Source organism: Amycolatopsis acididurans (assembly GCF_012328925.1).
Lineage (GTDB): Bacteria > Actinomycetota > Actinomycetes > Mycobacteriales > Pseudonocardiaceae > Amycolatopsis_E > Amycolatopsis_E acididurans.
Map to the genome: position 1 here is coordinate 132,401 of NZ_JAAXLS010000009.1, position 26,476 is coordinate 158,876.

The following is a 26,476-nucleotide window of genomic DNA, read 5'->3' on the forward strand; positions in this document are numbered from 1 at the left end:
TGTCCGTTCGATCGCGATCGGTGGCCTGCCGCCCAGTCCGAAGGGGACAGTCTGCGTGAAGGCCGAAGCAATTCAGGCGGGAACCAGATCGCCGTTGCGGAACAGCTCGGTGGCCGCGAGCCGCTCCACCGGTACCGACGCGGCGACGAGCGCACTGGCCTTGAACGCGCACGCGGCCCTGCTCAGCCGGTGACAGACCGGCTCCTCACCGGACTCCGGCCGCCCGCCCCACAGCCGGACCTCGGTCAGCCCGTGTTCCAGCGACCTGTGCACCAGCCACCGCATCCGCGGCTGGGCTTGGTAGACCTCGGCCGACACGGCGAGCGAATGCGGCCGCGGCCCACGCACCGGCGAGCTCAGCGCGGCCGCGAGATCACCGCCGCGCGCGCCGAGGATCCGCAGCGGCAGCAAGTCCGCGCCCCCGGGCACCAGCACCATCACGTCACTGCCGTCCATGGCCTCGTCGAACAACCAGCCGCCCGCGGAACGCAGCACGTCGGCCAGGCTCGCGCCCGCGACGACGACCCGGTGCCGCAGCGGCCGGCTCCTGGCCAGATGCGCCGTCGGGCCGATGACCGTGCGCCGGTCGAAGGATGCAGCACCCATGGTGTCTCCCTCCGGTGAGGACTACAGAATTGCCCCGCACTGCTTGAGCGCGGCCAGCTCCTCCCACGTCAGGCCCAGGCCGAGCAGTACCGATTCGGTGTGCTCGCCGTGTTCGGGCGCCCGCGCGGGTGTCGCACGAATTCCGTCGAAGCGGGCGGGTACGGGCACCATCGGCACAGCCCGGCCGCCGCCGAGGTCGGCCTCGGCGAGGTAGGCGTTGGCCCGTACTTGCTCGTCCTCGCCCACTTCGTGCGGCCGCAGCGAGGGCGCCCACTCCCCCGGGAACCCGGCCAGCGCCCGCCGCCACTGCGCGAAGTCCCGCCCCGCGAACACCTCGTCGAGCCATTCGATGCACGCGCGCGCGTTCCGCCGGCGCGCGTCGATGTCGGCGAACCGGGAATCCCAGGCCATCTCCGGCTTCCCGAGCAGCGCGCACAGATCGGGCCAGTGCCGGTCGGGAGCCAGCATCTGCAGCACGATGAAGCGGTCGTCCGCGGTGCGGTACGGCAGCATCAGCGGATTCCACGCCTGGTACCGATCCGGCGGCGGCCACGACGGTGACGCTTTGTCGATGCTGGCGTTGACCAGGTCCATCTGCACCTGCCACATCCCGGCGGCGAGCAGTGACGAGTCGATCACCGACGGCACACCGGTGGTGGCCCGCCGGTAGAGCGCGGCGCTGACCGCGCCCGCCATCGTCAGCCCGCCGACCACGTCGCCGAACGCGGTCCGCGGCGGCGAGGGCCAGCCGCCGTCGCCACCGTGGTGCAGTTGCTGCATCCCGCTGCGCGCCCAGTAGGCCCCGGCGTCGTAGCCGCCGCGACCGGCGTCCGGTCCGTCCGGGCCGAAGGCACTGCCGAGCACGTAGACGAGCGCGGGGTTGTCGGCCCGCACGTCGGCGACGTCCACCGACAGGCGCTGCCGCCCGGCCGGCCGGAGGTTGGTGAGGAAGACGTCCGCGGTGACCAGGAGCCTGCCCAGCAGCGACCGGCCTTGCGGCCGCTTCAGGTCGAGCCCGACCGATCGCTTGCCCCGGTTCGCTGCCTGGAACTGCACATCGACCCCGTGGTGCGTCTTGTGCAGCCCGGCGGTCACCAGGCCCCGGTACGGATCACCCGTCCCGGGGTGCTCGATCTTGACGACCTCCGCGCCCCATTCGGCGAGCACGGCGCCGGACATCGGGACGAACACGTGCGTGGCGACCTCGACGACGCGGACGCCGGACAACGGACCCGGCTCCACTTAGGACGTTCCTGTTCGGACGGTGAAAACGATCGGCAGCGCGAGCGGCGAGCGGGTGAGCCCCGCGTGGAACCGGACCTCGGTGTCATCGGCGAGGGCGATGTCGTCCATCCGGCGCAGCGTCTCCTCCAGCGCCACGCGCAGGTTCAGCCGCGCCAGGTTCGAACCGGCGCAGCGGTGCGGTCCGACGCCGAACGCGAAGTGCCGGTTGCGCTCGCGGCCGGGATCGAAGGTGTCCGGATCGGCGAATTCCGCGGCGTCCCGGTTGGCCGAGGCCCAGTGGATCAGGACCTTGTCGCCCTCCTTGACCGTCCTGCCACCGAGTTCCGCGTCACGCACCACGGTGCGGCCCACCGACACGAACGGCGGATCGAGCCGCAGCAGTTCCTCGACGGCACGCGGAATCAGCTCGGGCCGCGCGCGCAGCAGAGCGGGGATTTCCGGTTCGCGGCAGAACCGGTGGAACATCAGGCCGAGCGCGCCCGCCGTGGTCTCCAGGCCGCCGAGGATCAGCAGCTGCACCGTGCCGATGATCTCGTCGTCGGTGATGGGACGGCCGTCGATGACCGCGCCGAGCACCGCGTCCACCACATCGCCGCGCGGCGGCTGCTCGCGACGCGCGGCGATGAAGTCCTTGATCCAGTCGTAGAGCCCCAGCCAGCATTCGCGGGCCTCGGGATGGTTCGGTACGGAGGACCGCGAGGCGAGGTGGGCCACGCGCGGCACCTCGGCGGGCGGGGCGCCGAGCACGAGTTCGAAGAAGGCGAGGCTGGGAAACGGCCGGGCGAAGGCGTCCATGAACTCGCAGGCGCCGTCGTCGAGAAACTCGTCCAGCAGCCTGCCGACCAGGGCCCGTGCCGGCTTCGTCCAGCCGGCGACGACGGCCGGCGTGAAGTAGGGATTGACGAGCCGTTTGAACACCCGCTGCTCGGGTGGATCGGCCTCGACCGGGAGATTGCGCACGACGGTGGGCGCGCGGGTCACCGACAATCCGTGCGCGGAGCTGTAGGTCCGCCAGTCCTGCGCCGCGGCGAGGACGTCCTCGTAGCCCGCGACGACCCAGAAACCGCCGTAGGCCTCGCTGTGCGCCACCGGGCACAGTTCCCGCATTCGCGCCATCGTTTCCGGCATGTTCGCGGCCAGCTCCGCGGACAGGTGGTCGAACCGGTGCGCGCACCAGTCGTCAGGCATCGGGCCTGCCGCCGAGGTCGTCTTCTCCATCGAATCCCCCGCAGGGTCGTGAGCTGACTCACTCTAACAAGGTGAGCGGTTACTTTCCAATGGCAAGTGAATACTCTTTTACTTGTCCGCCGGTCCGCGACGAAGGAGTCCCGATGCCCGCAGATCCCGTCCCCGGCCTGCTCGGCGGCAGGCCGGCGAAGATGCTCATCGGCGGCCGGTGGGTGGACGCGGTGTCGGGCAAGACGTTCCCGAGCGTCAATCCCTCGACCGGCGAGGTGATCGCGGACGTGGCCGAGGCCGGGCCCGCCGACGCCGACCGGGCGGTGGCCGCGGCCCGTGCCGCGTTCGAGGGGCCGTGGCGCCGGATGAAACCCGTGGCGCGCCAGGAACTCCTGCTGGCCTTCGCGGACGCGGTGCAGGACGACTTCGATGAGCTGCGCCTGCTCGAAGCCCTCGACATGGGCGCGCCGATCGGCAAGCGCCGCCCGGGTGCCCGCGCGTGGGAGGCCGACATCCTGCGGTACTTCGCGGGCTGGGCCACGAAAATCCACGGAGAAACCCTGCCCAACTCCATCCCCGGCTCGGTGCTGACCTACACGCTGCGGGAGCCGGTGGGCGTCGTCGCCGCGATCGTGCCGTGGAACCGCCCGGTCAACAACGCGATCTGGAAGATCGCGCCGGTACTGGCCACCGGCTGCACGATGGTGCTCAAACCGGCCGAGGAGGCATGCCTGGCGTCGCTGCGGCTCGGCGAACTGCTCACCGAGGCCGGCGTTCCCGACGGGGTCGTCAACATCATCACCGGATTCGGCGAGACCGCGGGCGCGGCGCTGACCGAACATCCCGGCGTCGACAAGGTCGCCTTCACCGGATCGACCACGGTCGGCAGGGAGATCGTCAAGGCCTCGGCGGGAAACCTGAAGCGGGTGTCCCTGGAACTGGGCGGGAAATCGCCGGACGTGGTCTTCGCCGACGCCGACCTTGACCGCGCGATTCCCGGCGCGGCGATGGGCGTGTTCGCCTTCTCCGGCCAGGTTTGCTGTGCGGGAACACGGATCTATGTCGAACGGCCGGTGTACGACGAGTTCGTCGAGGGGGTCTCGGAGTTCGCCGGGCGGCTGAAGGTCGGCGACAGCCTGGATCCGGAAACCAAGATCGGACCGCTGGTCTCGGCGCGGCAGCTCGACCGCGTGCGCGGATACCTCGAACTCGGGCCCGCCGAAGGTGCGCGGCGGACGGCGGGCGGCGGGCGGATCGAGACCGGTGAGCTGGCACACGGGTTCTTCGTGCAGCCAACGGTGTTCGCCGACGTGCGGGACGACATGCGGGTGGCCAGGGAGGAGATCTTCGGCCCGGTCGCGTGCGTGCTGCCGTTCGACACGATCGACGAGGTGATCGGCCGTGCCAACGACACCGACTACGGCCTGGCCGGGGGCGTGTGGACGCGTGACGTCGGCAAGGCGCACCGGATGGCGGCGGAATTGCAGGCGGGCACGGTATGGGTGAACACGATGCTGCTGTTCGATCCCGCGGTGCCCTTCGGTGGCTACAAGACCAGCGGCTGGGGTCTGGAGATGGGCCGCCACGGGCTCGACGAGTACTTGAACGAGAAATCCGTGTGGCTCAGAACGGACTAGCCTCGGCCGCGCCGGATGGGAGCCGCCTGCGGCGCGGGCCGCCGGCGGCCCGCGCCCGGTCGCGGACGGCGATGAGCCGAAAGATGGTCAGCCGCGCCCCGCTTCGAGCACTTCCTCGAAGCCGCGGTGCAAATGCTGCGGCGCGGGCTCGTTGCGGCCGAACACGATGGTGTCGACCAGCCCGGCGCGCACCCCGGGCTCGGTGCGCCCGGCCACCCAGAAGTCCTCGCCGTCCACCACGGTCTCGCAGATCCACGGCGCCATTTCCACCGCCTTGGCGCGCTCGGACTCGCTCAGGCCCGGCCGCAGGTACGCGGTGTGCACGACCTCGGAGGTGCCCGCGTCGCCGGGCAGGATCTGCCACAGTTCGACGTGGCGGGCGTCGAAGGTCAGGTTCGTGTTGGGGAACAACGCGTACTGCAGGCTGATGTGGCGCGTGACGTCCGCCCACTCGCTTTCGTCGGTGCCGCGCAGTTCGTCGATGGACCGCAGCGCCGAGCAGTTGCGCAGATGCCGGCCGAACGCGTCGAAGGTCAGCACCCCGCCGTAGGCGTACTTCGCGAGCGTGCGCCGGTGCAGGAACTTGAAGTGGTAGTTCTCGCGGAAGGTGTCGAGGGTGACCTTCCAGTTGGCGCCGACGCGATGCACGTGCGGCTCGCCGTGAGGCTCCCAGTCGGCGAAGTCGAGCATCGCGAACTCATCCACCAGACCGGGGCCGAGATAGTCGTCGATGTCCACCGGCGGACCCGGACGCAGGCGGCCGACGATCAGCCCGTAGCCCTCGGCGACCGGCAGTTCGACGAGCCCTTTGTCCTGTTTGCACATTCCCGCGAAGCCCTCGTCGACCGGAATGGCGACGAGATCCCCGTCCAGATCGTAGGTCCAGGCGTGGAAGGGACAGGTGAACCGCTTCGCCTCACCCGAGCCGTCGGCGACGCGGACGCCGCGATGCCGGCACACATTGGCCAGCGCCCGCACCTTCCCCTGCTCGCTGCGGGTCAGCAGGATCGGCGTGCCGCACATGTCGACCGTGCGGTAGGAGCCCGGTTTCGGCAGCGCGCCCGACAGACACAGCACCAGCGGCCTGCCGCGGAAGAGCACTTCCAGCTCTTCGTCCTGGCGGGCCTGGGAGTAGATGCCGGTCGGCAGTTCGAGCACGCCGTCGGCGAAATCGGTGGTGCGGGCTTCGATGTGCTCCAGCAGCCGGCGGGCCAGGCTGTGTTCGAGAGCTTCCCTGTCCACGGTTACTCCCTTCATCGGGACGACGTGGCCTTTTCGCAGCTTAGACAGTAATCACTCACTCCGCAAGGATGATCGGGATTCCCCGCCACCCCGTTGCGACCAGGCGGTTTGGAAGGTGAGCGAACAACAACCGCGATGGCGCTCTACGATATAAGTGTGTACCCACTCAGTGTTCCGGTATCGGGGAGGAAACGTGGCTAAATCGGCGACCCGCGCGGCCAAACCCGCCGAGCAGCCGGTGCGCCGGCGGCTCACCGCGGAGGCCCGCAAGAGCTCCATTCTCGCAGCGGCGCGACGTGCCTTCTCCGAGACCGGAGACATGAACGGCACCACCATCAAGATGATCGCCGAGCACAGCGGCATCAGCGAAGGCGTGATCTACCGGCATTTCGAGAGCAAGGACCAGCTGTTCTTCGAGGCCGTCGTGGAGCCGCTGAAGAGCGCGGTGGACGAACTCGTCGCCGCGACCGCGATCGTCGACCGCGACGAACCGCTGACACCGCAACGGCAGCTCGACACCCTCAAGGGCCTGTACCGCCAGCTGATCGCGACACTGGAAGAAGTGCTGCCGCTGCTGGGCCTGGTGCTCTTCGGCGACCCACAGGTGGCTCGCCGCTTCTACCGGGAGAACTTCGCGGTCGCGATGGACCGCCTCGCCGAGGCGTGGCGCGAGGTCGAGGATCGCTACGGTTTCCCGTTCGAGTCGCCGGACATCTCCGCGCGCGCGGTCATGGGCATGGCGCTGATGCAGGCGCTGGAAGGCAAGCACGGCAAGCGTTTCGACCGCGAGCGCGCGCTGGACCTGATCTCCCAAGGCACCGTGCAGGGCTTTTTCCCCACCATCCGGCCGAACCGGCGCAAGCGCTGATGACCGGGTTCGACGTCGTCACGGAACTGGCGCGCCGCTTCGCCGAGGGCGACGGCGCGGGCGCGATGCGGCTGTTCCATCCCGGGATCCGGATCGAGCAGCCCGCTTCCCTGCCGCACGGCGGATGGCACACCGGGCACGACGGGGTGGCCGCGATGGGCGCGGAGTTCGGCCGGCTCTGGGAGCGCACCATCACCGATCCCCGCATCCTCGGCTGCGGGGATTCGGTGGTGCAGGTGACCACGCAGACGTGGACGGCGAAGGAAACCGGCCGCGCGGCCACGGTCGATGTGGTGGAGCTGTTCTCCGTCACCGACGGTCTCGTGTCCGAGATCCGGGTCTTCCAGCAGGACACGCATCTGCTGCTGGCGACGCTGGCTTAGCGCGGGGCGGGCACCTCGAGCACGAGTGCGGAGGCCATGCCTCCGCCGGCGCACATCGCCGCGACGCCGGTGCCACCGCCGCGGCGGCGCAGTTCGTGGGTCAGGGTGAGCACCATCCGCGTGCCGGTCATCGCGACCGGATGCCCGAGGCTGCAACCGCTGCCGAGGACGTTGACGAGATTATCGTCCAGGCCCAGCGCCTTCGTCGCGGCGACGGCGACCGACGCGAACGCCTCGTTGATCTCCCAGAGCGCGATGTCGCCCACGCCGAGGCCCGCCCGGCCGAGCGCCTTCTCGATCGCCGGCGCGGGGGCGAGCCCGGTCTCGGCGGGCGGCACCCCGACCGAGGCCCAGGCTCGCACCACGGCCAGCGGTTCGAGCCCGCGCCGCTCGGTGAATTCGCGGTCCGCCACGACGACGGCGCCGGCGGCGTCGTTCACGCCCGCCGCGTTGCCCGCGGTGATGCTGAACCCGTCGATCTCGGGATGCAGCGGTGTGAGCGAGGCGAGTTTCTCCAGCGTCGAACCGCGCCGGGGGTGCTCGTCGACCGCGAAGGTGAACGTCGTCCCGTCGCGGCGGGTGACCTCGATGGGCACGATCTCGTCGGCGAAACTGCCGGCGTCGATGCCCGCGATCGCGCGCTGATGGGAGCGAAACGCCCAGGCGTCCATCTCCTGCCTGGAAACACCGGCCTTCGCCGCGGTGTTCCAGCCGACGGTGATGCTCATGTCCGCGATCGGCGCGTCCGGCGTCTCCCGGTGGCTGGGCGCGAGCCAGTCGTCCTCCCAGTCGTCGGTGCCCGGTACGCGACGGCTCGCCTTCGGCATGGTCGAACTCGATTGCACACCGCCCGCGACCACGACGCGGTCCATTCCCGCGATGATCGACGAGGCGGCGGTCTGCACGGCGGACAGCCCGGACGCGCAGTGCCGGTTGTGCGCGATCCCCGGCGCATCCACCAGGCCCGCTTCGATCGCGACGTACCGGCCGATCGCTCCGCCGCCGTAGAGCGATTCGCCCAGCACCACGTCGTCCACGAGCCCGGGTTCGATTCCCGAACGCCGCAGTGCCTCCTTGACCGCCGCCGTGCCGAGCTCGAACGCGCCGACATCGGCCAGCGAGCCCTTGTACGCCGTCCCGATCGCGGTACGGGCACCCGCGACGATCACCGCTTCCCCGCGCATCAACCGTCACCTCGTCCTAAATGAGTAATCACTTACAACGAGATTAACGCATCCACCTCGGCGGCGTCGATGGCAAGATTGCTCCCAGACACCGCAGCGGAGAAAGCGAGCAGCGCATGAGCCGCACCCACATCGGCCGGGAACTGGGCCTGAGCCTGGAACTCGCCGGCGACGAACTGCGCGGCGCCGCCGCGATCGTGCCGGAGATGCACACGCCCGGCACCGATCTCGTGCGCACGTCGATCCTGGCCGCGTGGGCCGATCAGGTCGCCGGGCTGCTCGTGGCGCGGCTCATCGCGCCCCGCGTGCCGGTCACGCTCGAACTGTCGGTCGATCTCTACCGCGAACCCGTGCGGTACGAGCGCGTGCGGGCGAACGGGCGGATCGTGAAGGCCGGGCGGTCGGTGATCGTCGTGAGTGTCGACTTCACCACCGGCGACGGCGAGCCCGTCGCGATGAGCACGGCGTCGTTCATGGCCGCACCCGACATCTCGCTGACCATGCCCCCGCTGGACAACCTGCGCCTGGAAAACCGCGGCCCGGCGCCGCGCCTGAGGATGCCGTTCGCCGAACGCGCCCGGTGCGTGCGGCGCGCGCCGGGCGTGGCCGCACTCCCCCGCTCCGAGGACGGGCTCAACTCCTCCGGCACGATCAACGGCGGGCTCATCGCGCTCGCCGTCGAGGAAGCCGCGTTGTCGCTCACACCCGGCAGCACGTTGCTGTCACTGGCTATGCGCTACACACGCCCGGCCAGGATCGGCCCCGCGGTCGCCACGGCGTCGCTGCACGGCGACCTCGCGAGCGTCGAAGTGCGCGACGAGGGCGGCGAGGACCGCATCGTGGTGCTCGCGACGACGCGGGCGCTGCCGGTCAGCCCGGCGTGACGAGGCGTCCGGCGAGTTCGCCGGTCAGCTCGTCGTGGTCGACGAGCACGCGGCCGTTGACCATGGTGTAGTCATAACCCCTGGCACGCTGGGAAAACCGGTGCGCGCCGAGCGGGAAGTCGGTCAGCATCTCCGGCGTGTGCAGGTAAAGATTGTCCAGGTCCAGCACGTTGACATCGGCGAAGGCACCCGGCCGGAGCACGCCGCGGTCGGCGATTCCCCACAGATCGGCCGCTTCCACGGTGAGTTTCCTGATCGCCCGGCCGATGTCGAGGACTGCCTTGTCCCGCACCCAGTGCCTGAGCAGGAACGTCGAGTTGCCCGCGTCCATGGTCAGCGCGACGTGCGCCCCGGCGTCGGCGACGCCCACGACCACGTCCGGGTTCGTGATCATCGCGGCGACCGCGTCGAGATCCTGGTTGAGCACCGGGTAGTACAGCAGGCCGAGACCGCCGGTTTCGATGAGGTAGGCGACGAACGCCGCGGCCGCGCTGGTACCCCGCCGCGCGGCTTCGGCGGCGAGGCTGTTGTCCTCGCTCACGTCGTAGTCGGCCGAACCCGGCGGCATCAGGTACATCTTCGCCGGATCCTTGGGCGCCAGCGGCCCCTTCGCCTCCACCGGCCGTTCCGCCTCGGCGATCAGGCGCGCGCGGAACGACTCGTCCGCGAGCGCCGCGAGCCGTTCGTCCAGTGGTTTGCCCATCAGCCCGGCCCATCCGGGCAGGGCGTCGTAGGGGGTGCGGCTGACCAGCCCGTAGACGATGGCGCTGCCGCGGACGGCGGTCATCGGGCGCACGTCGGCGCCCCGGCCGCGGGCCTCGCGCACCTCGTCCATCACCCAGGACCACAGCCCGGGCCGCCGGTCACTCTGCATGATGGAAAACGCCAGCGGCCGCCCCGAATCCCGGCTGACCTGTTCCATCCAGGCCATCTCGGCGCGCGAGTTCCGCCGGTCGGCACCGTCGCGCTCGCCGATGCGCGGCACGACCTGGAACGTGCCCCGGCCGCGGTCGGCGAGCACACCGCCGATCGCGGACAGTTCATCAGGCAGGGCGAAGGTTCCCGGCACCGGGCGGCCGTCGGGCACGGTGTGCATGAACGTCCTGGACGTGGAGAAGCCGAGAGCGCCGTTGTCCATCGCCTCGCCGACGAGCGCGGCCATCGCGGTGATGTCGTCGGCTGTCGCGGGCTCGGCCTCGATACCGCGCTCCCCCATCACGTGGTAGCGCAGCGCGCAGTGGCCGACCAGGCCACCGGCGTTGACGCCGAGTTCCCGCTGTCCCAGGGCTTTCAGGTACTCGCCGTAGGTCTGCCAGCCCCAGTCGAGGCCTGCCATGATGGTGTCGGCGGGAATGTCCTCAACGGACTCCATCATCCCGGCGAGGTAGCCCTCCTGCCCCGGCCGGACCGGCGCGAAGGTGACGCCGCAGTTGCCCATCACCACCGTGGTGATGCCGTGGTAGCACGACGGCGTGGCCATCGGGTCCCAGAACAGCTGCGCGTCCAGATGCGTGTGCACGTCGATGAAGCCCGGCGTCACCAGCCTGCCGGACGCGTCGATCTCGCGCCTTCCCCGTTCGCCGACGATGCCGACCTCGGTGATCCGGTCGCCGTCGATGGCCACGTCCGCACGCCGCGGCGTCGAGCCGGTGCCGTCGGCCACCTCACCGTGCCGGATCACGATGTCGTGCATGGTTCACGTCCTTCCCGACGGCGGCCGTACAACTGAGCACATGCTCACCCACCATAGTCCGTCGCGGCCGGGCTGTCATCGCTTAAAAAGTATGCACTCACTTTGCTAGAGTGGTCGTCCGGGTCCGGCTCCGCACGCAGAAACCGGGAGTGCACTTGGGATCAATGGATGGCCGCGTCGCGATCGTCACCGGCGCGAGCCGCGGTATCGGGCAGAGCATCGCCGAACGGATCGCGGGGGAAGGCGCTTCCGTCGCGCTCGTCGCGCGCACGGCCCTTCCCGGCACGTCACGCCTTCCGGGATCGATCGAGGAGGTCGTCGAGCGCATCCGCTCCAGTGGCGGCAAGGCGGAGGCGATCCAGGCCGACCTCACCTCCCCCGAGGACGTGGAGACGGTCGTGGCCCGCGCGGAAGAGGCACTCGGGCCGGTGGACACGCTGGTGAACAACGCCGGGGTGAACTTCTACGGGCCCGCGCTGGAGATCACCACGAGCCGCTTCGGCGTGATGCTGCAGCTCATGGTGCACGCCCCGTTCCGGCTGTGCCAGCTCGCCGCGCGCGGGATGGTCGAACGGCGCCGGGGCTGGATCGTCAACATCACCTCGAAACAGGCCAGGCATCCGATGGGGCCGCCGTACCCGGACTGGGCCAAGGACGGCTGCGTGCCCTACGGCATGTGCAAGTCCGCGCTCGACCGCCTCACCACGGGCCTGGCCGCGGAGCTGTACGGTACGGGAGTGAGCGTTAACTCCCTCGGCACCTCCGGGCTGGTGATGACACCCGGCGTCGCCGTGGTCTCGCCGCACACGCCCGAGAACGCCCCGGTCGAACCGGGCGACGCGATGGCCGACGCGGCCCTGCGGCTGTGCACGTCCGCGCCGGACACCGCGACCGGGCAGATCGTCTACAGCATGGAGTCGTTCGGCAGGCCGTTCCCGGACGGCCCATGGGCACTGTCCGCCACCTACTGATTCAAGGGAGAGTCATGAAAGCGGTAGTCGATCCGGACGTCTGCCAGGGGCACGCGCGCTGCTGGGAGCTCTGCCCCGAGGTGTTCTCGCTGGACGAGGAAGGGCACGGGCACGTGGCCGCGGCGGAGATCCCGGCCGAACTGGAGACGAAGGTGCGCGAGGCCGCGGAGAACTGCCCGGAACGCGCCATCACCGTCAACTGACACGAGTGAAGCTCGCCCCGGCCGCCGCGCCGGGGCGAGCTTTTTCGCCGCCGCGTCAGCCCGTGATCGAAGCCGGGCTCGCGGGAGTGAAGTTGTAGACCCGCGCCGCGTTGCCGACGGTGATCTTGTGCTGCACCTCGTCGGGCAGGTGACCGAGCCACTTGTTGGCCATCTCGATGGTGTCGGGCCAGGTGGAGTCCGAATGCGGGTAGTCGCATTCGAGCATCACGTTGTCCTCGCCGATGATGTCCAGCAGCCGCACGCCGGCCTGGTCCTCGATGAACGTGCCGTACACGTGGTCCTTGAACAGCCGTCGGATGTCGGTGTCGAGGTCGAAACCGGCCTTGCCCTTGGCCTCGCCGCGCTCGTGGCTGGCGTTCATGTTGATGTCGAAGCGCGAGGCCCAGAATCGCTGCTTGTCCACGACCTGCTCGGCACGTTCGAGGAAGTACGGGATCCAGCCGATCGAGCCCTCGGACAGCGCGATCTTGAGGTTGGCGTACTTCTGGAAGTTGCCGCTGAACAGCCAGTCCAGCAGGGTGCCCGCCTGGTTCGCCGCCGCGGAGTAGGCCATGAACGCCAGCGTCGGCATGTCCTCGGAGGTGCGGATCAGGTTCGACGAGGAGCCGACGTGCATCGAGATGACGTAGCCGGTCTCGTCGCAGGCGCGCAACACCGGGTCCCAGTAGTCGGTGTGGATCGAGGGCAGGCCGAGTTTCGTGGGATTCTCGGAAAAGGCGATGGACTTGCCGCCCAGCGCCGCGGTGCGCTGGATCTCCTCGGCCGCGGCCTCCGGGTCCCACAGCGGAATGATCATCAGCGGGATGAACCGGCCGGGATAGGCCTGCGCGAACTCCTCCAGGATGAAGTCGTTCCACGCCTTGACGCACAGCAGGCCGAGTTCCTTGTCCTTGGCCTCGTGGAAGACCTGGCCGCAGTAGCGCGGGAAGGACGGGAACAGCATCGAGGACAGCACGTGGCCGTCGGTCATGTCCCGCACGCGCTCGGCGGGGTCGTAGCAGCCGGGGCGCATCTCGTCGTAGGTGATCGGTTCCGGCGAGAACTCCTCGCGCTTCTTGCCCGCGACCGCGTTCAGGCCGGTGGTGACGATCTGACGGTCCTCGTACACCCAGAACTCCGAGTCGCCGTCGCGCACCATTCTCGGCCCGGTGTCCCGCCAGCGTTCGGGCAGGCGCTCCTGCCACAGCCGGGCCGGCTCAATGAGGTGGTCATCGACCGAGATGAACCAGCTGAACGACATCGAGAACTCCCAACTTTCCGGGGCCGTGAGTGCATAAGAAAGCGAACGCTCACATATCACTGTAGCACCGGGCCACCCGCCTGCCAAAGGTTCGCGCAGGCCAGGAAGGCGGTCCGGCGGATCTCGGAAGGTGATCGAGCAACGATCGGTCAGAAGTAGCGGGCCGCGAGCCGCTTGCGGTGGCCGGCGGCCGAGCCGAACAGCGCGCGGTTGAAGGCGGCGCGCTTGAGGTAGACGTGGATGCCGCTCTCCCACGTGTAGCCGATTCCGCCGTGCAGCTGCATCGCCTTGCCCGCGATCTCCACGGCGGCACCGCACGCGTAGGACTTGGCCATCGACGCCGCGGCCCCCGCTTCGTCATCGTCGCCGGCGATCGCCCGGCAGGCGGCGTCGACGAGCTGACGCGACATCGCGAGCTTGACCATCATGTCCGCGCAAGCGTGCTTGACCGCCTGGAACGATCCGATCGGCCGCCCGAACTGCTCGCGCACACCCGCGTAGGCCACCGTGCGGTCGAGCATGGCGGCCGCCACGCCGAGGCTGTCGCAGGCCACCGCGACCGCCGCCCGGTCGGAGATCCGGCGCAGCGCCGCAGCGGGATCGCCCGCGAAGCGCCAGACTTCGGGCGCCTCGACGTGGTCCGCGGTCACCACGCCGACGGCGCGGGTGGTGTCGAGGACCTCCTGCCGCACACACCCGAGCGCACCGGCGTCGACGGGGACGATCACCGGCGTGCCGGTCTGGTCCAGCGCGGGCAGCAGAATCCGGCCGGCCTCCGCCGCGTCGGGTACGAATTCGGCCCGGCCCGACACGCGCGAGCCCTCGATACGAAACGGCGGGTCCCCGATCGCGACCGTGGGCACGACGCTTCCGTCCGCCGTGGCGGCGAGCAGTTCGTCCCGCCCCCGGCCGGGTTTCAGCGCGTTGAGCGTGCCGACACCGAGCACGACCGCGCCGAGATAGGCGGTGCACGCGGCGGCGCGGCCCATTTCCTCGAGTACGACGGCGACCTCGGCGAAGGTCGCGCCGGCGCCGTCCAGCTCTTCCGGCACCTCCAGACCCAGCCAGCCCGCCTGGGCGAGCTTGTCCCATCCGGCCGTGCCGGCCAGGAGATCCCGTGCGACCGCCCGCAGTTCGTCGTGGCCGTCGCCGAACCCGGTCATCGGGCGCTCACCGGTTCACGGGGCAGGCCGAGGCCGCGCTCGCCGATGATGGTGCGCTGGATTTCGCTGGTGCCACCGGGAATCGTCCACTCCCACGAGCCGAGGAAGTCGAGCATCCAGGCACCGGACTCCCATCCGCTGGAGACCGGTTTCGCGAGCACCGTGTGCGCCGGCGGGCCGCCGATCTCGGCCCCGAAGTCCATGATCCGCTGCAGCAGCTCGCTGTAGACGAGTTTCACGATCGACGCGTTCGCCGGGCCGTTCGCCCGGCCCTCGACCAGCTCGCGGCACAGTCCGCGTAAGGCGGTGATCTCGGTGTCGAACATCGCCAGCCGGTCGCACACCAGCGAATCACCGGCGAGCCCGGCCCGCGCGCACAGCCGCACCAGCCACCGGAATCCGGCGTTGCCGAGTCGTTCGGCGAGTTCCAGCATCGTCATGCCGCGTTCGGCGCCCAGCGTGCTCTGCGCGACCTGCCAGCCCGCGTTCTCCGGCCCGATCAGCCGCGTCGCCGGGATGGCCACGTCGGCGAGGAAGATCTCGCAGAAGTGCGACTCCCCCGTCGCCTGCCGGATCGGCCGCACGTCGATACCGGGTGTGCGCATGTCCATCAGGAAATAGGAGATGCCGTGCCGTTTCGGCGCGTCCGGATCCGTGCGCGCCAGCAGCAGGCACCAGTCCGCGTACGCCGCGCCGCTGGCCCACACCTTCTGCCCGTTGACGACGTAGGTGTCGCCTTCCCTGCGGGCGCTCGTTTTCAGTGCGGCCAGATCGGATCCGGCCTCGGGTTCGGAGAAGCCCTGCACCCAGATCTCGCCGTCGAGGATCGCGGGCAGATGCCGCCGCCGCTGCTCCTCGGTGCCCGCGGCCAGCAGGGTCGAGGCCGCGTGATGGATCGCCACGAACGCCAGCACCAGGCGGGGCGCGTCGTGCGCGGCGAGTTCGGAGTACAGCACGATCTGCTCGGCGACCGGCATCCCGCCGCCCCACTCACGCGGCCAGTGCGGCACCGCGAACCCCGCCGTCCGCAGTAGCTGGAACCACTCCTGCTGGAACCGCACGAACTCCTCGCCGGAGACCCCCGTCTGCGCACGCCGCCAGTCGGAGGGCACGTGCTCGCGGCACCAATCCCGCACGCCGGCGCGGAAATCCTCCAGCTCGGCGTTCATCCCTGAGCCGCCTTCCGGCGCACCGCGAGCGGCCGCGGCCGGTGCCCGGCCGAGCGCAACGGCAGCCGCGGCAGTTCCTGCGCCGGTGCCCGGTGCGGCGGCCGGTTGAGCGTCACGACGCGGGACGGCACGGCGGTCTCGATGGTGGGCATCACGCACTCCGCTCGCTGTAGAGCCCGGTCAGCCCGCGGCGCCCGATGCGGCGGGTCAGCTCGTCGCGGGTCGCGGACAGGCCCAGCGGCAGCCGCCGCAACGGCTGGCTGTAGCGGGAGAGCCAGGAAAGGGGGGCCTCGTCGCAGAAGCCGAGCGCGCCGTGCAGCTGATGCGCGACGCGGAACACGACCGACGCCGCCTCGATCGCCGCGAGCCGGAGCGCGAGCGCGTCCTCCACGGCCTCGTCCAGTCCGCTTTGGACACTCCACAACGCGTACCTGGCGAGCATCTCCATGCCGTTGCGTTCGGTCTCGGCGTCGGTGAGCTGGAACTGCACGCCCTGAAACCGGGACAGGGTCTGCCCGAACTGTTCCCGGACGAGTACGTGCGAGCGGGCCAGATCCATGGCGCGGTCGAGCATCCCCAGCAGCGTCCAGCACGGCAGCACGAGTCCGAGCGCGACATCGAGGGCGTCATCGCCGGACGCGGGCGTGACCTCCAGCCCGGTGACGAAGGCGGACTCGCGCGCCGGCGCGTCCGGCGGCCGCGCCACCGCGGTCGCACACCGCCCGTCCAGGGTCACCGCCGCCCAGCGAAGGCCGAGTCCCGCGACCGGCCCCCGCGGATTCGTGCCCGCGACCACGATCAGTCCGTCGGCGTGCGCGGGCCGGGCCAGGCGTTCGGCCACCGGGTACGGCAGCGCCCAGTACCCGGCGCCGCGGCACAGCGCGGCGGCCGCTTCGAGTTCGCCGGGATCGCCGCGCGGGTCGAGCTCCCACGCGCCGAGCTGCGCCAGCACCGGCGCGACCAGTTCTTCGCGGCGGTCCGGCTCCGCTTCGGCCCGCTGGATCAGCTTGTCCCCGCCCGCGGCCTCGAAGGCGCGGCGCGCCTGCTTGCCGTACTCCAGCGCGTCCGCACTCAGCTCGATGTTCATGACGCCGCCAGCAGCTGGCGGGCCAGCAGGATGCGCTGCATCTCGATGCTGCCCGACGCGACGGTGGAGGCGTGCGAGTACCGCAGGTGGTCCTCCACCTCGGCGCGGAAGCGGCGCCCCTCGGTGCCGGCCGGCTCCGCGAGTCCGATGATCTCCATGAGCACCTCGGCGCTGTCCTGGTCCAGTGTGGTCACCGCGATCCGGTACGACGCCGCGTCGCCCGGCCGCACCGAACCCTGGCTTTGCAGCGCCACGACCCGGTAGGCCAGCAGCCGCGCACGGCGGCAGTGCGTGAGCATGCGCGCCCAGCGGCCGCGCAGTTCGGCAGGCAGTTCCTCCCACTGGTCGCCGAGCACGCGCGGCGCCCGCTGCAGCAGACGTTCGCAGCGGGCGTAGCGGGCGATGCCGACCCGTTCGTAGGCAAGCACTTCCTGCACCACGCGCCAGCCGTCACCGACCTCGCCGAGCACATCGGCCTCGGTGACGCGGACGTCGTCGAAGAAGACCTCGTTGAGATGGTGCGGCCCCATCAGGCAGCGGATGGGCCGCACTTCGATGCCCGGCGCGGACATCGGCACGAGGAAGATCGTGAGACCCTGCTGTTTCTTCTCACCACGTGAGGTGCGCGCGAGCAGGAAGCACCACTGCGCCATGGTGGCGTAGGAGGTCCAGATCTTCTGCCCGGACACCAGCCAGCCGTCGCCGTCCGGTTTCGCGGCGGTGCGCAACGACGCGAGATCCGAGCCGGAGTCCGGTTCGGAGAAGCCCTGGCACCAGATCACCTCGCCGCGCGCGATCGGCGGCAGGTGCACGCGCCGCTGTTCCGGTGTGCCGTGCCGCATGATCGTCGGGCCGACCCAGTTGACGCCCATGTACTGCGCGCCGCGGGGTTCGTGGTGGGCCCACATCTCCTCGCGGACGACGGTCTGCTCCCACGCCGAGGCGCCGCGGCCGCCGAACTCCTCCGGCCAGGCCAGGCAGAGCAGACCGCGTTCGGCGAGGATCGCGGCGAACCGCTGTGCCGTGGCCAGATCGGCCGGATCGTCGGTGAACGCGCCGAGAAACCCGGGCGGAACGTGTTCGGCGACCAGTGTCCGCAGCTCGCTTCGCAGTGAGTCGGCGGCGGTGCCCATGCGGAAGTCCACGCTTCGGATGGTAGGTCAATCCTTGTAAGGATTGCTAGTCTTGAACTTGGAGTCCTTTGTGGACCACCCGCGGCCCCGATCGCGACGCGGCCGCCGCCGGTCACCGGACGACGGTGCGCACGCCGTCGCCGGCGCGAGCGGCGTCGATGCCGAGGTTGATCTCGTCCAGCGTGATGCGCCGTGAGATCAGCGAGCCCAGGTCCAGCCTGCCGCTCTCGGCGAGCCGGATGTAGCGCGGGAAATCGCGCAGGATCTGGGAGCCGCCGATGACCGAACCGGAGATCCGCTTGCCGGAGAACACCGTCTTGATCGCGGGCAGGGTCAGCAGATCGCCGACCGCCGGCATGCCCACGAACGTCACGGTGCCTTCGGGCCGGGCCATGTCCACCGCCTGCACCATCAGCTCGGGACGGCCGACCACCTCGAACGTGTGGTCCGCGCCGCGGCCCGCGGTCAGCGCCAGCACCTGTTCGACCGGATCCCCTTCGGCCGGGTCGATGGTGTGGTTCGCGCCCATCCCGGCGCTGGCCTCGCGGCGTCCGGTGACCGGGTCGACGGCGATGATGTCGGCGGCACCGGCGATGCGCGCGCCCTGGATCACCGACTGCCCGACGCCACCGCAGCCGATCACGGCCACGCTGGATCCGGGCGTGACACCCGCGGTGTTCAGCGCGGCGCCCAGGCCCGTCGTGACGCCACAGCCCAGCAGCGCGAGCTGTTCGTCCGCGAGATCGGTGCGCACCGCGACGACGGAGGCCTCATCGACCACCATCATCTCGGCGAACGTCCCGCAACCGCACACCGCCGCCGCACGCCTGCCGTCGGCGAGGGTGAAGCGTGCCGCCGCCTTGACCGCGGGGTTGAGTTCGCAGTGGTTCGACATCCCGTTCAGGCACCACCAGCAGCTCCCGCACGCCGGGGTGACCGATGCCAGCACCCGGTCCCCCACCTTGACCCGGCGCACCTCCGGGCCGACCGCCTCGACGGTGCCGCAGCCCTCATGGCCGGGCACGATCGGCAACGGCAACGGCGAGCGACCGTCGATCACGTTCAGGTCGGTGTGGCAGATTCCGCTGGCGGCGAGCCGGACCAGCACGTCCCGGCTGCCGACGTCCGGGGTGGGCAGATCCTCGAGTACCAGCGGCTGGCCTGCCTCGTAGGCGACGACGACTCTCACTGCCAACTCCTCCGCGCCGATGCGAGCGAGCACTTACTTAGCTAATATTGACAGGGAACGGCCCCGGATGAAACATAGCACTGGAAACTGGGCGCTCACTTAGTCTCGAGGAAGGTGCGCGGCAATGGACTACGCGCTGATCGACGCCGATGCGCACTACTACGAGCCCGACGACTGCTTCTCCCGCCACATCGAATCCCGGTTCCGGGATTCGACGATCCGCGTGGAACGTGACGGCGACGGTCTCGGGCGCATCTTCTCGCGCGGGCGCCGCACGTTCATGAGCGTCATGCCCGGCGACTACGCCTCGGCGCCCGGTGCGCTGCAGGGCCTGTTCATGGGCGGGGTCAACGACGGCTTCACCCACCGCGAGGTCATCAACGCCAAGGACCATCCCGAGTTCACCACGAAGTCCTCGCGGATGACGCTGCTCGACGAGCAGGGTGTCGAGGCCACCATCATGCTGCCCACGCTGGGTGTCGCGGTCGAGTACGACCTGCGCGACGACGTGGACCTCAGCTACGCGAGCTTGCGCGCGTTCAACCGCTGGCTGGAGGAGGACTGGGGCTTCGGCAGCGAGGGACGTATCTTCGGGGTGCCGATGCTGTCGCTGCTCGACCTCGGCCAGGCCATGACCGAACTGCACCGGGTCATCGACGCCGGCGCGAAACTGGTGCACCTGTGCCCGGGGCCGATCGCCGGGCGCTCCCCCGCCGATCCGGTGTTCGATCCGTTCTGGGCCACCGTGTCCGAGGCCGGGATCCCGGTGGTGTTCCACGTGTCCAACAGCGGCTACAACCACTTCTACGGCACGCACTGGTCGGAGGCGCCGGACAATCCCTCGCACCGGCAGTCGCCGTTGCAGTGGGCGTTGTGCAACACCGAGCGGCCGGTGGTCGACACCCTGATCGCGCTGACGCTGCACAACCTGTTCGGCCGCCACCCCGGCGTGAAGATCGTGTCGATCGAGAACGGGTCGAGCTGGCTCAAGCCGCTGTTCAAGACCATCGACAAGGCCGCCGCGCTGGGGCGGCGGGGCCCGATGATCGGCGGGCAGCTGCCGGACCGCCCGAGCGAGGCCCTGGCCGAACACCTGTGGGTGTGCCCGTTCCCCGAGGACGACGTGCTCGATCTGATCGGCGCGATCGGCCCGGACCATGTGCTGTTCGGCTCGGACTACCCGCATCCGGAGGGCCTGCGTGAACCGCGCGACTACGTGGGGCGGCTGGCCGGCTGCTGCGATCCCGCGATCACGCGCAAGGTGCTGCGCGGAAACACGGCCGCCCTCCTCGGCCTCGACGACAACGCGTGACGGTCTGCCTGTCCACTGTGGATACGCTGTCGTACTAGGCCTCAGGCGGGCGAGTCGTCGAGCTGCCGGACGACTTTCGCGGTCAGCAGGTTCTCGATCTGCTCGCCCGTCATGCCCAGCTCCGCCGCCAGGATCTCCACGGTGTGCTCACCGACCCGCGGCAGCATCAGCCGCGGACCGGCACCGGGCTCGGGCCCGCACCGCAGCAACGGCCCGAGCTGTTCGAACCGGCCCCAGTCCGCCGTGTCGTACGCGACCACGCGGCCCATCCGGCGGTTCACCGGATCATCCAGCACGCCGCGGCGGAAGCCGTCCCGGTCCAGCGGCTCGATCGGCTCGGCGGGCACACCGTGGCGGTGCAGGCGATCCACCCACTCGGCCGCGGGCGCGGCCGGGAAAGCCGCCGCCAGTACGCTTTCCGCCTCGCGCGCGACGGCGTCGGCATCGCCGCCCCGCAGCGGGACGTAGGTCGCGGGCAGCGCCGGCACCAGTGTGCGCAGGGCACGCCAGGCCCGCTCGTCCGGAACGACCAGGGCCAACCACGTGTCGCCGGCCGCGCGGTAGATCCGGTATCCCGGCCCGTATCCCGTCTGGTCCGCGTCCAGTTCGGGGCCGCGCACCACGTGGCCGTCGCGTTCGAAAACACCGCTGTGCACCAGCATTCCGGCGCCGAGCAGGCTGGTGTCCACGCGCTGCCCGTGCCCCTGTGCGATCCGCGCACGCAGGCCGGCCAGCACACCGGCCGCGGCGACCCAGCCGCCCGCCATGTCGATCGGGATCCACGTGGCGGCCAGCGGATCGTTGCCGGCCCCGCCGACCGCGCGCTCGAATCCGGTGACCGCCTGCATCAGCGCGTCGTTGCCGGGGAAACTCGCGCGCGGGCCCGAGGGGCCGAACGCGCTGGCGTGGCAGTAGACCGCGCCGGGGTTGAGCCGCGTGACGGTCTCCTCGTCGATGCCGAGCCGTTCCGCGACGCCGACCCGGAAGTTGTGCAGCACCACGTCCGCCCAGGACAGCAGGCGCTGCACGACCGGACCGGCCTCGGGTGCGCCGAGGTCGAGCGCGAGACTGCGCTTGCCGCGCTGGCAGGCCGCGACGGCGTACGCGGCCGCGCGCATGGCCTCACCCTCCGGCGGTTCGACCTTGATCACGTCGGCACCGAGATCGGCGAGGACCTCCGCGGCCAGCGGGCCGGCCACGAACGCCGAGAAGTCCAGCACCCGCAGGCCACCGAGCACACCGTGCCCGGACACCGGTGCCGCGGCCTTCGCGGTGGGGCGCACGGCGATCGGCGAGCCCACGAGCACGTCGTGATGGCCCCGGTCCGCCCGCGGCACCGCCAGCCCGATCGCGGCCAGATGCGGATCGGCCAGCATCTCGCCCGGCCCGAACACCGGCTCGCACGCGACGCGTGCCGCGCGCAGCCGCTCGATCCACTCGTCACGCGGCCGGGTCGCGAAGAACGACGCCCAGCGCGCGGCCCGTTCACCGAGCTTGCCGGTCATCTGGTCGGTGTAGTAGCCCTCGGCGCTCGGTTCGTCCCCGAGCACCTCGATCAGCGCGCGGTACATGCCCTTGCCGCCGAACCACACCTGGACCAGTTCGCCGTCGGCGCAGCGGTAGAGGAAGTTCGGGAAGGTGGAGCCCTTTTCCCAGTACGACTCGATCTCCGGCGCGGCGCGCTCCGAACGGCCGATCATGCAACCGAGCGTGGCGAGCATACCGTCGTAGAGCGAGGTCTCGGCCCAGCCGCCGGTGCCGGTGCGCGCACGGCGGCACAGCAGCGCGAGCACCGAGGTCAGCATCAGCGAGGCCGTGCCGACGCCGGGGGCGCGCACGTCGGCGAAGATCGGCCCGGGCCGGTGCCCGGCCAGCTGCGTGCAGAATCCGGACCTCGCCTCGACCAGCAAGCCGTAGTCTTCGATCGCACCCGCGGCGGTGCGGCTCGGCCGGCATCGTGCGTAGACCAGCGCCGGGTTGCCCGCGCGCAGGTCGCGCTCCCCCAGGCCCCGGCCCTCGACCACGGTTTCCGGCCCGTAGGCCAGCACGACGTCCGCGTCGCGCACCAGCGCGAGGACCTCGGCGCGGTCGTCGGTGACGACGATCCGCTTGTCGCGGTGCCACGCGCGGCCCCACGGCACGGACGCGTCGATCGGCGGCGCCGGGGTGCCCACCACCCGCACGACGTCCGCGCCGAGGTCGGCGAGCACCATCCCGGGCACGCCACCGGCGAGCCCGAGGCCGAGTTCGCTGGTACCCGCGGCGAGTTCGACCACCGACAGGCCCGCGCACGGGCTCACGAGGACACCGCCGCCGGCAGGGACAGGCGTGGCAGCACTTCCGTCGCGGCCAGCCGGACCACGCCGAGGGTGTCCTCGTGCGTGGCGGGCGAGATGACGAAATGCCGCACCCCGGCGTCGACGTACTCCTGCAACCGTGCCGCGACCTGCTCCGGGGTACCCGCGGGTGCGATCCGGTCGAGCATCTCGGGCGGCTTGTCCCCGTAGGCGCCGCCGAGGAACCCGCGCACGTCCTCGCGTGCGCGGTCGCCGTCGCGGCGCACCGAGCAGTACACGTAGGCCATCCACTCGAACCCGTCGAGATTCCGGCCGGCTTTCGAGGCTTCGGCCGTGATCGTCTCGACCGACCGTGCGTAGGCGCGCGGCGAGAGCAGGTACGGCAGCCAGCCGTCGCCGAGACGCGCGGCGCGGCGCATCGCCGGCGGTTTGCGTCCGGACACGATCAGGGGCGGCCCGCCCGGCCGCATCCCCGGTGCGACGGCCCGCAGCTCGATGTCGTGGAACGAGAAGAACTTGCCCGCATGACTGACCGCGCCGCCGCGCCAGAGCGTGCGCAGCACCTCGATCGCCTCGTCGGTGCGGGGGCCGCGCTCGGCGAGCGGGACACCGACGGCCTCGAACTCGTGCCGGAACTCCCCGCCGACGCCGATGCCGGCCGACACCCGGCCACCGGAGCGCGCGTCGAGGTCGGCGAGCTGCTTGGCCAGCACGACGGGGTGGTAGAGCGGCAGCAGGAGCACGGCCGCGCCGACCCGGACCCGTTCGGTCCACGCGGTCAGCAGGGACAGCCGGGCCACCGCCTCGCCGGTCGCGCTCGGCGGCAGCAGATGCCCGCCCTGCCAGACGGATTCGACGGGAAGTTCTTCCACGGCGGCCAGCCAGTCCCGGTCCGGCTCGGGGATCGCCGCCGCCCCGAAGGTGATTCGATCGGCTTTCAACCCGGCTCCTCCGGCAAGTGGGCACGTGTCGGCACCGGACGATGCCGATCAGCCAAAAGATAGCAAATGCTCACTTTTCAATGGTAGTTTTTCCTCGCGGGAAAGGGGAACGCATGGCCGGACCACTGGCGCGGTTGAAGGTCGTCGAGCTGGAAGGCAGAGGCCCGGGGCCGTTCTGCGCGATGATGCTCGCCGATCTCGGCGCCGACGTCGTGCGCATCGCGCGGCCCCGTCCGCCCCTGGCGGCGGCCACCGGCACCGAGAAGATGATCCACGGCCGGCGCGAGATCGATCCGGTCGGCCGCGGCCGCCGCACGGTCACGCTCGACCTCCGCCGGTCCGGCGATCTCGCCACCGCACTCCGCCTCACCGACGCCGCCGACGTGCTGCTGGAGGGTTTCCGGCCGGGCGCGGCGGAACGGCTCGGTCTCGGCCCGGAGGTCTGTCTCGAACGCAACCCCCGATTGGTGTATGCCCGGATCACCGGCTGGGGGCAGGACGGGCCGCTCGCGCACGTGCCCGGGCACGACATCAACTACGTCGCGCTCTCCGGCGCGCTCGATCCGTTGCGGCGCAACGGTGATCCGCCCGCTCCCCCGCTGAATCTGCTCGGCGACTACGGAGGCGGCGGGATGCTGGCGGTGGCCGGCATCCTGGGTGCCGTTGTCGAACGGTCCTTTTCCGGGCTCGGCCAGGTCGTCGACGCCGCGATGATCGACGGTGTCGCGCTGCTGACCACCGTCGTGCACGGAATGCGCGCCGAGGGCCTGTGGTCGGACGAGCCGGGGTCCAATGTGCTCGATCTGGGCGCACCGTTTTACAACGTGTACGAAACCGCGGACGGCCGTTACGTGACTGTCGGATGTGGAGAGCCGCGGTTCTACGCGGAACTGCTGCGACGGCTCGGCCTCGGCGAGGACATGCTGCACCGGCAAAGCGATCCGGGCGGCTGGGCCGCGGACCGGGCGGCGCTGGCAAGCGTGTTCGCCGGCAGGACGCTTGCGGACTGGTGTGAACTGCTGGAGGGCACCGACACCTGTTTCGCGCCGGTGCTCACGCCGGCCGAGGCGCCCGCGCATCCGCACAACGCGGCACGGGGCACGTTCACCGAGGTGGACGGCGTCACGCAGCCCGCGGCCGCGCCCCGGTTCAGCCGCACCCCCGGCTGCGCCGAGGCACCGGCGGTCGCGGCGGAGGCGGCCGGGATCCTGCGCGAGTGGGAAAGGAGCGAAGCGTGAACGCGACGATCGGAATCCCCCCGGCGGTCACGGAGGAGACCGAGCCGTTCTGGAACGCCGCCCGCGACGGCAGGCTGCTGATCGAGCGATGCCGTGACTGTGGCGCCGAATCCTTTCCCCCGCGCGGAATCTGCCGTTCCTGCCGCGCCAGGACGATGGAATGGACCGAGATCACCGGGGCCGGCGGCGAGGTGTACAGCCTCACGGTCAACCACCAGCGGTGGCTGCCGGATCTCGAAGTCCCCTACGCGATCGTGCTGGTCGAGTTCCCCGGCCACCCCGGAGTCCGTGTGGCGGGCCGGTTGCGCGGCTGCTCACCGGAAGACGCCACCATCGGTATGCGGGTCGAGGTCGGTTTCGAACCAGGGCCCGGCGGCTTCGCGATCCCGAGTTTCGTGGCGGGGACGGCATGACGGAGACGTTCGAGCGCCGCGCGGTGATCTCCGGCATCGGCCAGTCGGAGATCGGCCGCCGCGTGCACCGGTCCGGGTTCCAGCTCACCCTCGACGCGATCCTCGCCGCGGTGGCCGACGCCGGGCTGACCATGGACGACATCGACGGGCTGGCGATGTTTCCCGGCGGTGGCGTCGCGAACCTGCCCGGCTACGCCAACGGGAATCTCTACGAGATCCAGGACGCGCTGCGCATCACCACGACCTGGCGGCAGGGCCTGGTCGAGGGCATGTCGCTGCCCTTCTACGGACCGGCCCAGGCCGTGGCGACCGGACAGGCGCGGCACGTCGTGATCTGGCGGACGGTCAAGGAAGGCAGCGCGGCGCGCAACGCGGGCGGACGCCCTGCCTACGGGTCGGCCAAACCCGCCGCCGACGGGCCGCTGGCCTGGCTGCTGCCGGTCGGGATGCTCTCACCGGTCTGCCAGGTCGCCCCCTATGCCGCCCGCTACCTGCACGAGTTCGGCGTCACCCGCGAGCAGCTCGCCTGGATCCCGGTCACGCAGCGGGCGCACGCGTCGCTGAATCCCGACGCCGTCTACCGCACTCCGCTCACGGTCGAGGACTACCTGGATGCCCGGATGATCTCCACGCCGATGTGCCTCTACGACTGCGACGTGCCCGCCGACGGCGCCACCGCGATCGTCGTCTCGGCCGCGGAGGCGGCACGCGATCTGCGGGCGCCGGTGCGGATCGAGGCGATGGCCGGTGTCGTGGAGGGACGGCCGTCGTGGGAGCAGTGGGAGGACATGACCCGCGTCGGGCACGGTGCCGCGCGGGCGATGTGGGCGCGGACGGACCTCACACCCTCGGACGTCGACGTGGCCGAACTCTACGACGGGTTCATGATCGAGGCGGTGTGGTGGCTGGAGGCGATGGGTTTCTGTGGACCGGGCGAGGCCGGCGCCTTCGTCGAGGGCGGCAAGCGCATCGCGCTCGACGGTGAGCTCCCGCTCAACACCTGGGGCGGGCAGCTGTCCGGCGGCAGGCTGCACGCCGCGTTCGGGCACACCGCCGAGGCGGTGCGGCAGTTGCGTGGCGAGGCGGACGCCCGGCAGGTGACCGGGGCCGAGGTGGCGGCGGTGACGAACGCCGGCGGGTTCGAGGCGGGCGCGGCCCTGCTGACCCGTTGGTAGAAC

25 protein-coding genes are annotated in these 26,476 nt (G+C 70.8%); 10 read left to right on the forward strand and 15 right to left on the reverse strand.

Annotation, left to right across the window (positions count from 1 at the left end; all coding sequences use genetic code 11):
• Window positions 1-72 precede the first annotated feature (72 nt).
• From HFP15_RS42820 to HFP15_RS16230, 3 genes are read right to left on the reverse strand one after another with little or no spacing between them, the layout of a single operon-like run.
• Complete coding sequence (locus tag HFP15_RS42820) at window positions 73-606, reverse strand: hypothetical protein (RefSeq protein ID WP_246271740.1); 534 nt, start codon at window positions 604-606, stop codon at window positions 73-75.
• A 21-nt stretch (window positions 607-627) separates the two neighbouring features.
• Complete coding sequence (locus HFP15_RS16225) at window positions 628-1,848, reverse strand: CaiB/BaiF CoA transferase family protein (RefSeq protein ID WP_168516312.1); 1,221 nt, start codon at window positions 1,846-1,848, stop codon at window positions 628-630.
• Window positions 1,849-3,069 carry a cytochrome P450 gene (locus HFP15_RS16230; RefSeq protein WP_210717335.1) on the reverse strand — a complete coding sequence of 407 codons (1,221 nt, stop codon included), beginning with the start codon at window positions 3,067-3,069 and terminating at the stop codon, window positions 1,849-1,851. It abuts the gene before it with no gap.
• A 113-nt stretch (window positions 3,070-3,182) separates the two neighbouring features.
• On the opposite strand from HFP15_RS16230, the gene HFP15_RS16235 reads away from it, so the two are divergent.
• Window positions 3,183-4,667 carry an aldehyde dehydrogenase family protein gene (locus HFP15_RS16235; protein ID WP_168516314.1) on the forward strand — a complete coding sequence of 495 codons (1,485 nt, stop codon included), beginning with the start codon at window positions 3,183-3,185 and terminating at the stop codon, window positions 4,665-4,667.
• A gap of 87 nt (window positions 4,668-4,754) precedes the next feature.
• Here the strand turns inward: HFP15_RS16235 and HFP15_RS16240 are convergent, their stop codons facing one another.
• A complete protein-coding gene (locus tag HFP15_RS16240; protein ID WP_168516316.1) occupies window positions 4,755-5,909 on the reverse strand; it encodes an aromatic ring-hydroxylating oxygenase subunit alpha in 1,155 nt (384 codons plus the stop codon).
• A 193-nt stretch (window positions 5,910-6,102) separates the two neighbouring features.
• On the opposite strand from HFP15_RS16240, the gene HFP15_RS16245 reads away from it, so the two are divergent.
• Both HFP15_RS16245 and HFP15_RS16250 read left to right on the forward strand, forming a co-directional pair.
• Window positions 6,103-6,777, forward strand: coding sequence for a TetR/AcrR family transcriptional regulator (locus tag HFP15_RS16245; protein WP_168516318.1), 675 nt, complete (start codon window positions 6,103-6,105; stop codon window positions 6,775-6,777).
• Window positions 6,777-7,160, forward strand: a complete 384-nt coding sequence (locus HFP15_RS16250) for a nuclear transport factor 2 family protein (RefSeq protein ID WP_168516320.1) — start codon at window positions 6,777-6,779, stop codon at window positions 7,158-7,160. The genes HFP15_RS16245 and HFP15_RS16250 overlap by 1 nt, the downstream gene beginning before the upstream one ends.
• Here HFP15_RS16250 and HFP15_RS16255 read toward each other — a convergent pair.
• Complete coding sequence (locus HFP15_RS16255) at window positions 7,157-8,344, reverse strand: thiolase family protein (RefSeq protein ID WP_168516322.1); 1,188 nt, start codon at window positions 8,342-8,344, stop codon at window positions 7,157-7,159. The genes HFP15_RS16250 and HFP15_RS16255 overlap by 4 nt on opposite strands.
• 116 nt (window positions 8,345-8,460) lie before the next feature.
• On the opposite strand from HFP15_RS16255, the gene HFP15_RS16260 reads away from it, so the two are divergent.
• Window positions 8,461-9,228: a hotdog domain-containing protein gene (locus HFP15_RS16260; protein ID WP_168516324.1), complete on the forward strand. Its 768-nt coding sequence runs from the start codon at window positions 8,461-8,463 to the stop codon at window positions 9,226-9,228.
• Here HFP15_RS16260 and HFP15_RS16265 read toward each other — a convergent pair.
• Window positions 9,215-10,921: an N-acyl-D-amino-acid deacylase family protein gene (locus tag HFP15_RS16265; protein WP_168516326.1), complete on the reverse strand. Its 1,707-nt coding sequence runs from the start codon at window positions 10,919-10,921 to the stop codon at window positions 9,215-9,217. The two genes, HFP15_RS16260 and HFP15_RS16265, sit on opposite strands and share 14 nt — an antisense overlap.
• 164 nt (window positions 10,922-11,085) lie before the next feature.
• Between HFP15_RS16265 and HFP15_RS16270 the strand changes: the two genes are divergently transcribed.
• Both HFP15_RS16270 and HFP15_RS16275 read left to right on the forward strand, forming a co-directional pair.
• Window positions 11,086-11,892 carry an SDR family NAD(P)-dependent oxidoreductase gene (locus HFP15_RS16270; RefSeq protein ID WP_210717336.1) on the forward strand — a complete coding sequence of 269 codons (807 nt, stop codon included), beginning with the start codon at window positions 11,086-11,088 and terminating at the stop codon, window positions 11,890-11,892.
• Between the two features lie 14 nt (window positions 11,893-11,906).
• Window positions 11,907-12,095: a ferredoxin gene (locus tag HFP15_RS16275; RefSeq protein WP_168516330.1), complete on the forward strand. Its 189-nt coding sequence runs from the start codon at window positions 11,907-11,909 to the stop codon at window positions 12,093-12,095.
• A 55-nt stretch (window positions 12,096-12,150) separates the two neighbouring features.
• Here HFP15_RS16275 and HFP15_RS16280 read toward each other — a convergent pair whose 3' ends face one another.
• From HFP15_RS16280 to HFP15_RS16310, 7 genes are all read right to left on the reverse strand, one after another.
• Window positions 12,151-13,356, reverse strand: coding sequence for an amidohydrolase family protein (locus HFP15_RS16280; RefSeq protein WP_168516332.1), 1,206 nt, complete (start codon window positions 13,354-13,356; stop codon window positions 12,151-12,153).
• 149 nt (window positions 13,357-13,505) lie between these two features.
• Window positions 13,506-14,519, reverse strand: a complete 1,014-nt coding sequence (locus HFP15_RS16285; protein ID WP_168516334.1) for an acyl-CoA dehydrogenase family protein — start codon at window positions 14,517-14,519, stop codon at window positions 13,506-13,508.
• On the reverse strand, window positions 14,516-15,688 hold the full coding sequence (locus HFP15_RS16290; protein WP_168516336.1) for an acyl-CoA dehydrogenase family protein: 1,173 nt from the start codon (window positions 15,686-15,688) through the stop codon (window positions 14,516-14,518). The genes HFP15_RS16285 and HFP15_RS16290 overlap by 4 nt, the downstream gene beginning before the upstream one ends.
• Window positions 15,685-15,840: a hypothetical protein gene (locus tag HFP15_RS16295; protein ID WP_168516338.1), complete on the reverse strand. Its 156-nt coding sequence runs from the start codon at window positions 15,838-15,840 to the stop codon at window positions 15,685-15,687. The genes HFP15_RS16290 and HFP15_RS16295 overlap by 4 nt, the downstream gene beginning before the upstream one ends.
• Window positions 15,840-16,775 carry an acyl-CoA dehydrogenase family protein gene (locus HFP15_RS16300; protein WP_168516340.1) on the reverse strand — a complete coding sequence of 312 codons (936 nt, stop codon included), beginning with the start codon at window positions 16,773-16,775 and terminating at the stop codon, window positions 15,840-15,842. Before HFP15_RS16300 ends, HFP15_RS16295 begins: the two co-directional genes overlap by 1 nt.
• On the reverse strand, window positions 16,772-17,920 hold the full coding sequence (locus HFP15_RS16305) for an acyl-CoA dehydrogenase family protein (RefSeq protein WP_312871616.1): 1,149 nt from the start codon (window positions 17,918-17,920) through the stop codon (window positions 16,772-16,774). The genes HFP15_RS16300 and HFP15_RS16305 overlap by 4 nt, the downstream gene beginning before the upstream one ends.
• A 100-nt stretch (window positions 17,921-18,020) precedes the next feature.
• Entirely contained in the window at window positions 18,021-19,097 is a 1,077-nt protein-coding gene (locus tag HFP15_RS16310; protein ID WP_168516342.1) for a Zn-dependent alcohol dehydrogenase, read from the reverse strand.
• Window positions 19,098-19,221: 124 nt separating this feature from the next.
• Here HFP15_RS16310 and HFP15_RS16315 point away from each other — a divergent pair, with 124 nt between their 5' ends.
• On the forward strand, window positions 19,222-20,409 hold the full coding sequence (locus HFP15_RS16315) for an amidohydrolase family protein (RefSeq protein WP_168516344.1): 1,188 nt from the start codon (window positions 19,222-19,224) through the stop codon (window positions 20,407-20,409).
• Between the two features lie 41 nt (window positions 20,410-20,450).
• Here HFP15_RS16315 and HFP15_RS16320 read toward each other — a convergent pair whose 3' ends face one another.
• Window positions 20,451-22,709, reverse strand: a complete 2,259-nt coding sequence (locus HFP15_RS16320) for a CaiB/BaiF CoA-transferase family protein (protein WP_210717337.1) — start codon at window positions 22,707-22,709, stop codon at window positions 20,451-20,453.
• A complete protein-coding gene (locus HFP15_RS16325) occupies window positions 22,706-23,647 on the reverse strand; it encodes an LLM class flavin-dependent oxidoreductase (RefSeq protein ID WP_168516346.1) in 942 nt (313 codons plus the stop codon). Before HFP15_RS16325 ends, HFP15_RS16320 begins: the two co-directional genes overlap by 4 nt.
• Window positions 23,648-23,760: 113 nt before the next feature.
• On the opposite strand from HFP15_RS16325, the gene HFP15_RS16330 reads away from it, so the two are divergent.
• The 3 genes from HFP15_RS16330 to HFP15_RS16340 are packed head-to-tail and all read left to right on the forward strand — an operon-like array spanning window position 23,761 to window position 26,473.
• A complete protein-coding gene (locus tag HFP15_RS16330; protein ID WP_168516348.1) occupies window positions 23,761-24,885 on the forward strand; it encodes a CaiB/BaiF CoA transferase family protein in 1,125 nt (374 codons plus the stop codon).
• Window positions 24,882-25,298 (forward strand): Zn-ribbon domain-containing OB-fold protein, encoded by a 417-nt coding sequence (locus HFP15_RS16335; protein ID WP_168516351.1) that lies wholly within the window; start codon window positions 24,882-24,884, stop codon window positions 25,296-25,298. The genes HFP15_RS16330 and HFP15_RS16335 overlap by 4 nt, the downstream gene beginning before the upstream one ends.
• The gene (locus HFP15_RS16340) at window positions 25,295-26,473 is read left to right on the forward strand and encodes a thiolase family protein (protein WP_168516353.1); all 1,179 of its coding nucleotides are present in this window, start codon (window positions 25,295-25,297) and stop codon (window positions 26,471-26,473) included. The genes HFP15_RS16335 and HFP15_RS16340 overlap by 4 nt, the downstream gene beginning before the upstream one ends.
• Window positions 26,474-26,476: the final 3 nt, after the last annotated feature.

Coding starts and splice junctions, on each gene's coding strand:
- HFP15_RS42820 (WP_246271740.1), bottom strand. CDS start 606: ATGGGTGCTGCATCCTTCGACCGGCGCACGGTCATCGGCCCGACGGCG.
- HFP15_RS16230 (WP_210717335.1), bottom strand. CDS start 3,069: ATGGAGAAGACGACCTCGGCGGCAGGCCCGATGCCTGACGACTGGTGC.
- HFP15_RS16235 (WP_168516314.1), top strand. CDS start 3,183: ATGCCCGCAGATCCCGTCCCCGGCCTGCTCGGCGGCAGGCCGGCGAAG.
- HFP15_RS16250 (WP_168516320.1), top strand. CDS start 6,777: ATGACCGGGTTCGACGTCGTCACGGAACTGGCGCGCCGCTTCGCCGAG.
- HFP15_RS16255 (WP_168516322.1), bottom strand. CDS start 8,344: ATGCGCGGGGAAGCGGTGATCGTCGCGGGTGCCCGTACCGCGATCGGG.
- HFP15_RS16260 (WP_168516324.1), top strand. CDS start 8,461: ATGAGCCGCACCCACATCGGCCGGGAACTGGGCCTGAGCCTGGAACTC.
- HFP15_RS16265 (WP_168516326.1), bottom strand. CDS start 10,921: ATGCACGACATCGTGATCCGGCACGGTGAGGTGGCCGACGGCACCGGC.
- HFP15_RS16270 (WP_210717336.1), top strand. CDS start 11,086: ATGGATGGCCGCGTCGCGATCGTCACCGGCGCGAGCCGCGGTATCGGG.
- HFP15_RS16275 (WP_168516330.1), top strand. CDS start 11,907: ATGAAAGCGGTAGTCGATCCGGACGTCTGCCAGGGGCACGCGCGCTGC.
- HFP15_RS16280 (WP_168516332.1), bottom strand. CDS start 13,356: ATGTCGTTCAGCTGGTTCATCTCGGTCGATGACCACCTCATTGAGCCG.
- HFP15_RS16285 (WP_168516334.1), bottom strand. CDS start 14,519: ATGACCGGGTTCGGCGACGGCCACGACGAACTGCGGGCGGTCGCACGG.
- HFP15_RS16290 (WP_168516336.1), bottom strand. CDS start 15,688: ATGAACGCCGAGCTGGAGGATTTCCGCGCCGGCGTGCGGGATTGGTGC.
- HFP15_RS16295 (WP_168516338.1), bottom strand. CDS start 15,840: ATGCCCACCATCGAGACCGCCGTGCCGTCCCGCGTCGTGACGCTCAAC.
- HFP15_RS16300 (WP_168516340.1), bottom strand. CDS start 16,775: ATGAACATCGAGCTGAGTGCGGACGCGCTGGAGTACGGCAAGCAGGCG.
- HFP15_RS16315 (WP_168516344.1), top strand. CDS start 19,222: ATGGACTACGCGCTGATCGACGCCGATGCGCACTACTACGAGCCCGAC.
- HFP15_RS16330 (WP_168516348.1), top strand. CDS start 23,761: ATGGCCGGACCACTGGCGCGGTTGAAGGTCGTCGAGCTGGAAGGCAGA.
- HFP15_RS16340 (WP_168516353.1), top strand. CDS start 25,295: ATGACGGAGACGTTCGAGCGCCGCGCGGTGATCTCCGGCATCGGCCAG.